This is a genomic window from Paenibacillus cremeus (assembly GCF_007786445.1).
Taxonomy (GTDB): Bacteria; Bacillota; Bacilli; order Paenibacillales; family NBRC-103111; genus Paenibacillus_G; species Paenibacillus_G cremeus.
Map to the genome: position 1 here is coordinate 40,924 of NZ_VNJI01000054.1, position 9,343 is coordinate 50,266.

Annotated in this window: 10 protein-coding genes; all 10 read left to right on the forward strand. The window is 44.8% G+C overall.

Annotated elements, in window-relative coordinates:
- The first annotated feature begins 49 nt into the window (after positions 1-49).
- Positions 50-1,039: a glucosamine inositolphosphorylceramide transferase family protein gene (locus FPZ49_RS29015; protein WP_144853846.1), complete on the forward strand. Its 990-nt coding sequence runs from the start codon at positions 50-52 to the stop codon at positions 1,037-1,039.
- Positions 1,036-1,632 carry a sugar transferase gene (locus FPZ49_RS29020; protein ID WP_144853848.1) on the forward strand — a complete coding sequence of 199 codons (597 nt, stop codon included), beginning with the start codon at positions 1,036-1,038 and terminating at the stop codon, positions 1,630-1,632. Before FPZ49_RS29015 ends, FPZ49_RS29020 begins: the two co-directional genes overlap by 4 nt.
- Positions 1,633-1,650: 18 nt before the next feature.
- Positions 1,651-2,319: an acetyltransferase gene (locus tag FPZ49_RS29025; RefSeq protein ID WP_144853850.1), complete on the forward strand. Its 669-nt coding sequence runs from the start codon at positions 1,651-1,653 to the stop codon at positions 2,317-2,319.
- A gap of 33 nt (positions 2,320-2,352) precedes the next feature.
- Positions 2,353-3,198, forward strand: a complete 846-nt coding sequence (locus FPZ49_RS29030; RefSeq protein ID WP_261381676.1) for a metallophosphoesterase — start codon at positions 2,353-2,355, stop codon at positions 3,196-3,198.
- Between the two features lie 30 nt (positions 3,199-3,228).
- Positions 3,229-4,401 (forward strand): DegT/DnrJ/EryC1/StrS family aminotransferase, encoded by a 1,173-nt coding sequence (locus FPZ49_RS29035; protein WP_144853852.1) that lies wholly within the window; start codon positions 3,229-3,231, stop codon positions 4,399-4,401.
- Between the two features lie 267 nt (positions 4,402-4,668).
- Positions 4,669-6,471 carry a glutamine--fructose-6-phosphate transaminase (isomerizing) gene (gene glmS, locus FPZ49_RS29040; RefSeq protein WP_144853854.1) on the forward strand — a complete coding sequence of 601 codons (1,803 nt, stop codon included), beginning with the start codon at positions 4,669-4,671 and terminating at the stop codon, positions 6,469-6,471.
- Between the two features lie 2 nt (positions 6,472-6,473).
- Positions 6,474-6,824 carry a helix-turn-helix domain-containing protein gene (locus FPZ49_RS29045; RefSeq protein WP_144853856.1) on the forward strand — a complete coding sequence of 117 codons (351 nt, stop codon included), beginning with the start codon at positions 6,474-6,476 and terminating at the stop codon, positions 6,822-6,824.
- A gap of 201 nt (positions 6,825-7,025) precedes the next feature.
- Positions 7,026-7,208, forward strand: coding sequence for an anti-repressor SinI family protein (locus tag FPZ49_RS29050; RefSeq protein WP_144853858.1), 183 nt, complete (start codon positions 7,026-7,028; stop codon positions 7,206-7,208).
- Between the two features lie 150 nt (positions 7,209-7,358).
- Positions 7,359-7,691 (forward strand): helix-turn-helix domain-containing protein, encoded by a 333-nt coding sequence (locus FPZ49_RS29055; RefSeq protein WP_144853860.1) that lies wholly within the window; start codon positions 7,359-7,361, stop codon positions 7,689-7,691.
- Between the two features lie 149 nt (positions 7,692-7,840).
- Positions 7,841-9,007 carry an acyltransferase family protein gene (locus FPZ49_RS29060; protein WP_186446162.1) on the forward strand — a complete coding sequence of 389 codons (1,167 nt, stop codon included), beginning with the start codon at positions 7,841-7,843 and terminating at the stop codon, positions 9,005-9,007.
- Positions 9,008-9,343 lie beyond the last annotated feature (336 nt).

A 9,343-nucleotide genomic window follows, 5' to 3' on the forward strand; every position in this document is an offset into this window, starting at 1 on the left:
ACGACAAATATTATCAGTAATATCTTCATAGGAAGAAAAGAGGGGAAGAATGTCGTTAACCAAATTTACGTCGCTGAAAACGGCCCTGAATCTGTTGTCTCTAATACGCGAAGGAATGCTCACCTCTTTGTGGTCGATCAAAGTGTTTACTTCGAACTCCATGATTTCTGCGCCTCCACATGAATATCATTTGGATAAGCCGACTTTGCAGGCTTCGGATGTTAAGGATGTTCCAGCGGAATTCGTTGCTGACCCCTTTATTATCGTACATGAAAATAAGTATTACATGTTTTTTGAAGTGTTAAATAAAGCATCGGGGCGCGGAGAGATCGGCTTAGCCATCAGCAATGACGGGGAAGAGTGGATGTACGAAAAAATCGTGATGAACGAAAAGCATCATTTATCCTATCCCCAGGTATTTAAATTCAAGGATGAAATCTACATGCTTCCCGAAACGGAACAAACGCAGGGGGTCTTGTTGTACAAAGCAACAAACTTTCCGTTCGAATGGGAAATAGCCTGCAAATTATTTAGCGGCAGGTATGTGGATCCATCTATTTTTGAATTCGATAACAAGTGGTGGATATTTGCCGGATCTGAAGGCAAGAATCTGCATCTGTTTCACTCCGACAGCCTTGAAGGCCCATGGGTCGAGCATCCCCAAAGTCCGATTATTACCAATAACAGCAGCATCTCCCGGCCCGGCGGCCGAATTATCGTTCAGAATGGGGAGATTTATCGATATACCCAGGACGGCAAGGACTATTATGGGAAAGCAACCAGGGTATTTAAGATCATTAAGCTTACGGACTCTGAGTACGAGGAAGAGGAGGCAGAGCTGATTTTAAGCGGTACAAACAGAGACAACGACTGGAGACGGGATGGGATGCATCATATTGATCAAGTGAAAATTCAAGACGGTCAATGGCTTGTCGCTGTGGATGGCCATCGATTTAGGAAAATAAATTATTTTTTTTGGAAGCTGGATCGGATGTTTTCCAAAATACAACTCAAAATACGCGAGGCTTTGTCTCTATGAAACGTCTTTTCGATTTATTGGCGGCAGGATTGCTTTTGGTGCTGTTCTCCCCTATGATCGCCGTAGTTGCCGTTCTCGTTCGATTCAAGCTTGGAACGCCAATCATGTTCAAGCAGCTGCGTCCCGGACTGAACGGCCAGCCCTTTGAGCTGTATAAATTTCGCACAATGACGGATGAGATGGACGAGGAAGGCAATTTATTACCCGATTACATACGACTTACTCGGTTCGGTCAATTCTTACGAAAATACAGCCTGGATGAATTGCTGCAGTTAGTCAATGTAGTGAAAGGCGATATCAGCCTAGTCGGCCCGAGACCGCTGTTAATGGATTATTTGCCTCTCTACACGGAGGAGCAGGCCAAACGCCATCTCGTGAGGCCAGGCATTACCGGATGGGCACAAGTAAACGGCAGGAACGCGCTGACGTGGGAACAAAAATTCGAACTGGACGTATGGTACGTGGAACATCGAAGCTTCCTTCTCGATCTTCGAATTTTACTGCTGACTGTGTTCAAGGTGCTTAAGTCTGAAGGAATCCAACACGGAAATCATGTCACCATGGAGAGGTTTACAGGTTCTAAACTTTCCTAGAATAAGGAAGTGACAAAGATGGAACTAGTAATCATTGGGGCGGGCGGCCACAGCAAAGTCATACAGGATATGATACATTGTGTATCTGATTTGTGTGAAATTAGGGCGATTCTGGACGATAAATATGATGTGTTGAGCTCGGTACATGGGATTTATGAAGGTCCTATAGCGTCGGCGAATTACTTACATAGTGTAAACAGCAATCTAAAATTTGTGATTGCAATTGGAAACAACCGGATTCGTAGGCTATTGGCAAAGAAGCTTGGCTTACCCGACGATGCATATATCTCCCTGATCCACCCTACTGCGGTGGTGAGCCCGAGCGCAAGGATAGGGAGTGGAACCGTCGTGATGCCGAACGCTGTCATTAACGCTGATGCTATTATCGGCCGACACGCCATCATCAACACCGGAGCTATTGTCGAGCATGACAACGCCATCGGAGATTATGTTCACGTCGCCCCGCACGCAACCCTAACCGGCAGCGTTACAGCTGAAGAAGGGAGCATGATTGGAGCGGGAGCTACGGTCATTCCGGGAAGAACGATTGGGGAGTGGGCCATCATAGGGGCCGGGGCTAGTGTCATTAACAATATTTCGCCGCAGAGTACAGCGGTTGGAACCCCAGCGGTCATCATCAAGACAGCCAGTAATGAAGCAGAAACAGAAGCGTCCAAAAGTGCCTAGGGCACTTTTTCTTATTTTAAGGAGCTTACATCCATGACGGAAACGAAAATCATCACACGCCGCCAATTCTTGAGGCAAATGGGTCGTGGTCTGCTGGGGACGGGGGTGTTGGGAACGGCCTTCTACGTCATAGAGGAACGATTCTGGTATCAAGTGCGAACCGTTCGGCTTTCGATTCGGAATCTTCCCGATGCATTCAAGGGATGGAAAATTGTCCAATTCAGCGATGTCCATTTTGGTTTTTACTACGGAACGGATCAATTCCAAAGTGTTGTAGACCTCATAAACGGACTTAAGCCGGATCTGCTGTTCTTTACCGGAGATTTGCTGGATCGGGAGTGGAACGGGAAACAATCTGCAGCACCGCTGCTTGAGAAGCTTCAAGCGCCGCGCGGCGGGAAATGGGCCGTTCTCGGCAATCATGATTATACATCAAAGAAACAAGTTATTCAGCAGCTGCTTGATTCACAATTCCAAGTACTCATCAACAGCCATGGCAGCATCGACCAGGATGGGCAGCAACTCTACATTGCGGGCGTAGACGACTACTTAATGGGCAAATTCGATTTGAAGAAAACGCTGCAGGGCTTGTCCAATCAACATTGCGTGTTATTGCTCGCTCATGAACCGGATATTGCGGAGCTCAGCAGCAAATCCGGAGTCAATGCCCAATTTTCAGGACATTCTCACGGGGGGCAGATTCGTATGCCGTTTTTCAAGCCCTTTTTTACGCCGGATCTGGCGCAAAAGTATATCGAAGGCTTGTATGAGGTCGGCCCAAACAGGATGCCGCTCTATGTAAACCGTGGCGTCGGTACAAGCAATCTGCCGATTCGCTTGTTCTGCAGACCGGAGATCACCGTGTTCTATTTATCGTAATTCCATAATGCCGATGAAAGGTTGTGCCGCATGACTGAGACTTCGATTAAGAAAAGAATCTATCTTTCTTCTCCGCACATGAGTGGCAAAGAGCAAGCGTACGTGGCGAACGCCTTCGATACGAATTGGATTGCGCCGCTTGGACCGCATGTTGATGCTTTCGAGAATGAGCTGGCCGCCTATGTCGGGGTTAATGCTGCTGCTGCCGTAAGCTCCGGGACCGCCGCCATTCATTTGGCACTGCGCTTGCTGGATGTCCACGAGAGAGACCGCGTATTTTGCTCGACTTTAACGTTCGTAGCAAGCGCCAATCCGATCCTGTATCAAAATGCGGAACCGGTGTTCATCGATTCGGAGCCGGAAACCTGGAATATGTCGCCCCAAGCGTTACAGGGGGCGATGGAGGATGCAGAACGGAAAGGGGCGCTGCCGAAGGCGGTCATCGTCGTGAATCTATACGGCCAAAGCGCGAAGATGGATGAGATCCTAGCCATCTGCGATCGGTACGACGTTCCTGTCATCGAGGACGCTGCGGAGTCACTCGGTTCAACTTACAAGGGTCAAGCAAGCGGGACGTTCGGCAAATTCGGCATCTATTCGTTTAATGGAAATAAAATCATTACGACGTCAGGAGGAGGCATGCTCGTCTCCAACGATGTGGCCGCGCTGAAGAAAGCGCGCTTCTTGGCCACGCAGGCGCGTGATCCCGCCGTGCACTACCAGCACAGCGAGATCGGGTTCAATTATCGGATGAGCAACGTGCTGGCCGGCATTGGAAGAGGGCAACTGGAAGTGCTGACCGAACGGGTCGAGGCAAGAAGAGCGATCTTCGAGCGGTATTATCAGGCGCTAAATTATATACCAGGATTTAATTTTATGCCCGAGCTGAAGCATACCCGATCCAACCGCTGGCTTACGGCATTAACGATTGACGAGAAGCAGGCTGGCATATCAGCGGAGCAACTGATTGAAGCATTGGCGGAAGAGAACATCGAAGCGCGTCCGGTATGGAAGCCGCTCCACCTGCAGCCGCTTTTCGAAGGAATGTCCTACTTCTCTCATGAGGAGAGCGAAAGCATATCCGAGCAATTGTTTGCCAAGGGCGTGTGCCTGCCATCAGGTTCCAATATGACCGAAGAAGATCAAATGAGAGTGATCGATTCCATAAAGAGCACCGTGCAATTACGGGCTGCCGTTAGTTAAATCATTTTGAATGCGCTTCCCAAAATTCATGTTTTTTAAATTTTATGTAATGTTGTTCTTTAATCTCGGGGTCTAAGCAGTCGCGATAAAGCGTATAGTGATACGCACACAACAGCTTATGGTATGTTACATTCGCTTTTTTCCAAAGGTTGTATACATGCGAAATCATACCAATACCTCCTCATTAAATCCTCATGAGCTACCTGAAAGATTCAATAAAGAACGAAGCAATCCAACTTGCATTCTTACTAATAGGAGGCCAATCTAGTGTGCGGAATTGTCGGATACATCGGATATCAGGACGCTAAAGAAATCTTGCTAAAAGGCTTGGAGAAGCTGGAATACCGGGGATACGATTCCGCGGGTATCGCGCTATTAAATGAAGCGGGAACCCATGTTTTTAAAGAAAAGGGTCGCATTGCAGCGCTGCGGAACGAGGTCGATCCACAGGTGACGGCAACTATGGGAATAGGTCATACCCGATGGGCTACTCATGGGGTGCCCAGCCGTAGAAATGCCCATCCGCATCAAAGCGGCAATGGCAGGTTCACTATCGTCCACAACGGAGTCATTGAAAACTTTCAAGAAATTAAGCGGGATTATCTGCAGGATGTGTACTTTAGCAGCGATACGGACACAGAGGTCATTGTCCAGCTCGTTGAGAAATTCAGCGACAACGGCATACCGGTTGAGGAAGCATTCAGAAAGTCACTGACGGTGTTAAAAGGTTCTTATGCCATTACCTTAATGGATGTGAAAGACCGGGAAACCATTTATGTCGGTAAAAATAAAAGCCCACTGCTGATTGGTGTTGGCGGCAATTTTCACGTCATCGCAAGTGATGCTATGGCCGCGCTGCAGCTGACGAATCAGTTTGTGGAGCTGATGGATGAAGAGATGGTGATTGTGCAAAGCCATTCCAAAACCATCAAAAATTTATCTGGGGCCCAGATTGAGAGAGAGCCTTTCACAGTAAAGCTGGATGCAAGCGATATTGAAAAAGGTCCTTACCCGCATTATATGCTCAAGGAGATCGACGAACAACCGTCCGTGATTCGGAATGTTGTTTCCAAATATCAAGACCGCAACGGTGAAATCGCTATCGATTCCAATATTCGTGAAGCCATGAAGGGTTCGGACCGTATCTATATCATCGGTTGCGGCACAAGCTTTCACGCAGGGCTGGTCGGTAAGCAGCTGCTGGAGAAAATGGCCGATGTACCGGTTGAGGTTCATGTAGCTAGTGAGTTCCTCTACAACAGGCCGATTCTTTCCGGTAAGCCGCTCTTTATAATGATTTCCCAAAGCGGCGAAACGGCTGATAGTCGAGGGGTGCTGGTAGAGATCAAGAAGCTCGGATATCGTGCGCTGACGATTACGAACGTAGCCGGTTCTACCCTATCGCGTGAAGCGGACTATACGCTGCTGACGCATGCCGGGCCTGAGATCGCCGTCGCTTCAACCAAAGCCTATACGGCCCAGCTTGCCGTGCTGACTATACTCGCATACGACTGTGCGAAAGCTAAAGGGATGGACATCGGATTCGATCCGGTAGGCGAGTTAAGCTTGGCTGCCAATGCGATGGAGATTATGATCAACCGGAAAGAAAAGATGGAAGAGATCGTATGGAGCTATTTGAGCGCAACCCGCAATTGCTTCTTTATCGGGCGGAGCGTGGATTACTTCGTTTGTCTGGAAGGGGCATTAAAGCTGAAGGAAATCTCATATATTCAGGCAGAGGGCTTCGCAGGCGGTGAATTAAAGCATGGAACGATTGCGCTGATTGAAGAAGGGACACCGGTAGTCGCGCTGTTAACGCAAGCATCGATCGCGGGGAATATTCGAAGTAATGTACAAGAGGTTATGGCCCGAGGGGCTTCGGTTTGCATGATTAGCATGGAAGGGCTGGAGGAAAGCAGCGACCGGTTGGTGATCCCTAAAGTTCATGAATACCTTGCTCCCCTGGTATCCGTTATTCCGCTACAGTTAATCGCATATTATGCGGCATTGTTTAGAGGGTGCGATGTCGACAAGCCAAGAAATTTGGCTAAAAGCGTAACTGTCGAGTAATAATGATCGGCGATAATATCACTAGCCTTAGAAAGCAAAGGGGGCTGACCTTGTCTGAACTGGCGGAACGGACAGGGATTTCCAAGTCTTATTTAAGCAACATCGAAAGAAATTTGAAACAAAATCCCTCGATCCATATTATCGAAAAGCTCTCTGAGGTATTGAAAGTGGACCTCAAGGTGTTGGTTGAAATGGCCGCTGAGGCGGAAACTAAGCAGGTTGAAAATGAGTGGCTTGATTTTATCCACGAATTAAAACAACTTGGAATCGAAAAAGATCGGATTAACGAATATAAAATTTTATTTGAATTTATGAAATGGTATAACGATCATGTGCGGGAAGAAGGAGAATGATTGCGGAAAAGAACGAAATTGATAAAAAAAAATTTATTCAGCGTACAGAGGATGTGACATGCTTTTTAGATGTTACCGAGTATACTTTAACTAAATTAAACCTTTAGCTACGGACAGAAACAGGCGCACCTCGCCGAAGGGTAGGAACGCAGAGTCACAGGTCTAAGGGCCTAGTTAAGTGGGGGAGGATTGTTCTATCTAATGAATGAAGCTATCCGGGAAATTGTAGAAGTGGTTGATAGTGAATGGTTAGAACTGATCATGGCTGCGCGGAATATGGGTCTTACCATCGACGAGGTTCGAAATTTTTTACAGCAGGCTCATTTAAACTCTTACATAAGCGATGCGGACGGATTGCAGAATTTAATTCATAGAGCGCAGTAATGATAAATCCCCTTATGCCAAACAATGCAGAGTAGACATCTATTAAGATGGTTTCGGCATTGGGACAGGAGGGGATTTCTCTTTGTGGTATAATAATGTTATAATTAATTTAAGTTTATCAAGTTTATAAATTGCAAAGGATCGATTCCCATGATAGGCAAACGGATACATGAATTGCGTCTACAAAAGAAATATTCGATTACCGAATTAGCCGAGCGTGCCGGTGTTGCCAAATCTTATATAAGCAATATTGAGAGAGGGATTATGTCCAATCCTTCCATTCAATTTCTCGAGAAGGTAGCCGAATCCCTCGGCGTATCGATGGATGATCTGATTAACGACCCGGTTCAACAGGAGCAAGATGAAAAACTAGACCGCCAATGGTACGAACTTATTCGCGAAGCGATGGCATCCGGAGTCAGCAAGGAAGACTTCCGGGAGTTTCTTGAGTTCAATAAGTGGAAGATGCAGAATAAGAATTAATCTCTGAAGGGAATTTCCAAAAAGCCCATGTTTTTGTCTATAGTAGACAAAGATATGGGCTTTTTGGAAATTTTTCGAGATGTGCTGCTTGAGAAGCGATGAATATTGTTTCGTGGGCTAAATACGCTACTCTAAATGGAGGAGTTTTTATGAATGGTCGTTATGAAGAACTGGATTCACTTCGAGGTCTTGCAGCACTATCTGTCTTTTTTGGTCATATGTATTTAATATTTAATAAAACGTTTTTATCGCAATTGTTATTTAAGTTTGGTGTTTTTCACTTTGCTATTGCTGGCAGTGAAGCTGTAGTATTATTCTTTGTTTTAAGTGGATTTGTTCTGTCCCTTCCGTTCTATTCAAATCGACAATTTACTTATAGTGCTTATGTTATTAGACGCATTTGTAGGATATATATTCCATATATTGTAGCAGTCGGTTTTGCCATGCTTCTCAGAGAACTATTTTATACTGGTAAAATTAGTGGTTTAACTGATTGGTTTAACTCAAGTTGGTCGAGTGATTTAACTTTAAGTTCATTAAAAGATCACTTACTCCTAATAGGAACATTCACAAGTAATTTGGACAATGTAGTTTGGTCATTAGTTCATGAAATGAGAATATCTTTTGCATTTCCATTTATTATGTTTTTATTGGTACGTATGAGTTGGAAAAAAGGTATTGGATTAGGGATAACTTTATCAGTTCTCAGCGTTGTTTACTCTTATGTTACAAAGGCCGATTTTATTGGAACAGAACTGTATGCTTCTTTACATTACACAGCAATGTTTGTGATAGGTGCTTTAATCGCTAAGTATCGAAATGAAATCAGCAATAAAATACTGCATCTACATAAGAAACTAAGAATATCTTTGTTTTTTATTGGACTAATATTATATTTATATGTTCATCCATCATTTGTTCTAAACAAAATTGTTCATGATTTACACCCATTCTATCGAACTGTTATAGATACATGGTTTGTTGCTCTTGGTGCTTCAATTCTAATTATCTTTGCAATAACCTCTAGTCGAATATCTAAGATACTAAGGAATGCAATTGTGAAGTATATAGGTAAAGTATCGTTCAGCTTGTATTTATCCCATCTTGTTGTGCTATTGTCATGTGTGCATTTTCTTCACAATAGGTTACCATTGTGGGGAATTTGTATAGTGGTTGTTATAGTCACATTTATTATTTCAAGTGCCATGTATTATCTAGTTGAAAAACCAGCTATAAGTTTAGGAAGGCGTCTAGCCAAATCGCTAGATAAAAGCAGCCAAGTGAAAAATGTTGTAAATGGCCATGCCAAGGCATAATTAGGCCGTCATTCCCATCGTAAGCTTGTCGTGTCCGCTGAAGCACTAGTTCGTTTCAAGATTAGCTTCGTGGCGAACGAATCCGCTCAAAGGTTTGATATGTTTCCTTCTCTTCAACATGTTGAGTTTATGAACAAAAAAGGACTCATTACTGATTTTTTGGGTGATACTAGACCACTTAATGTCTTAAAAATTGGTAACCTGTTTTATCGAGATGATGTAAAATTGTTTGTGTACCAAGATTTGGAGCCTTTCCAGGCAGCAAAAAAGTAGGGTATTCTCGGGATTGCTGAAGTCACCAAGAAAGGAACCCTACTCATGGCAACTATACACCCA

Excerpts from the sequence above, each read along its gene's own strand:
- FPZ49_RS29020 (WP_144853848.1), top strand. The coding sequence starts at position 1,036 with ATGAAACGTCTTTTCGATTTATTGGCGGCAGGATTGCTTTTGGTGCTG.
- FPZ49_RS29035 (WP_144853852.1), top strand. The coding sequence starts at position 3,229 with ATGACTGAGACTTCGATTAAGAAAAGAATCTATCTTTCTTCTCCGCAC.
- FPZ49_RS29015 (WP_144853846.1), top strand. The coding sequence starts at position 50 with ATGTCGTTAACCAAATTTACGTCGCTGAAAACGGCCCTGAATCTGTTG.
- FPZ49_RS29050 (WP_144853858.1), top strand. The coding sequence starts at position 7,026 with ATGAATGAAGCTATCCGGGAAATTGTAGAAGTGGTTGATAGTGAATGG.
- FPZ49_RS29060 (WP_186446162.1), top strand. The coding sequence starts at position 7,841 with ATGAATGGTCGTTATGAAGAACTGGATTCACTTCGAGGTCTTGCAGCA.
- FPZ49_RS29025 (WP_144853850.1), top strand. The coding sequence starts at position 1,651 with ATGGAACTAGTAATCATTGGGGCGGGCGGCCACAGCAAAGTCATACAG.
- FPZ49_RS29030 (WP_261381676.1), top strand. The coding sequence starts at position 2,353 with ATGACGGAAACGAAAATCATCACACGCCGCCAATTCTTGAGGCAAATG.
- FPZ49_RS29055 (WP_144853860.1), top strand. The coding sequence starts at position 7,359 with ATGATAGGCAAACGGATACATGAATTGCGTCTACAAAAGAAATATTCG.
- FPZ49_RS29045 (WP_144853856.1), top strand. The coding sequence starts at position 6,474 with ATGATCGGCGATAATATCACTAGCCTTAGAAAGCAAAGGGGGCTGACC.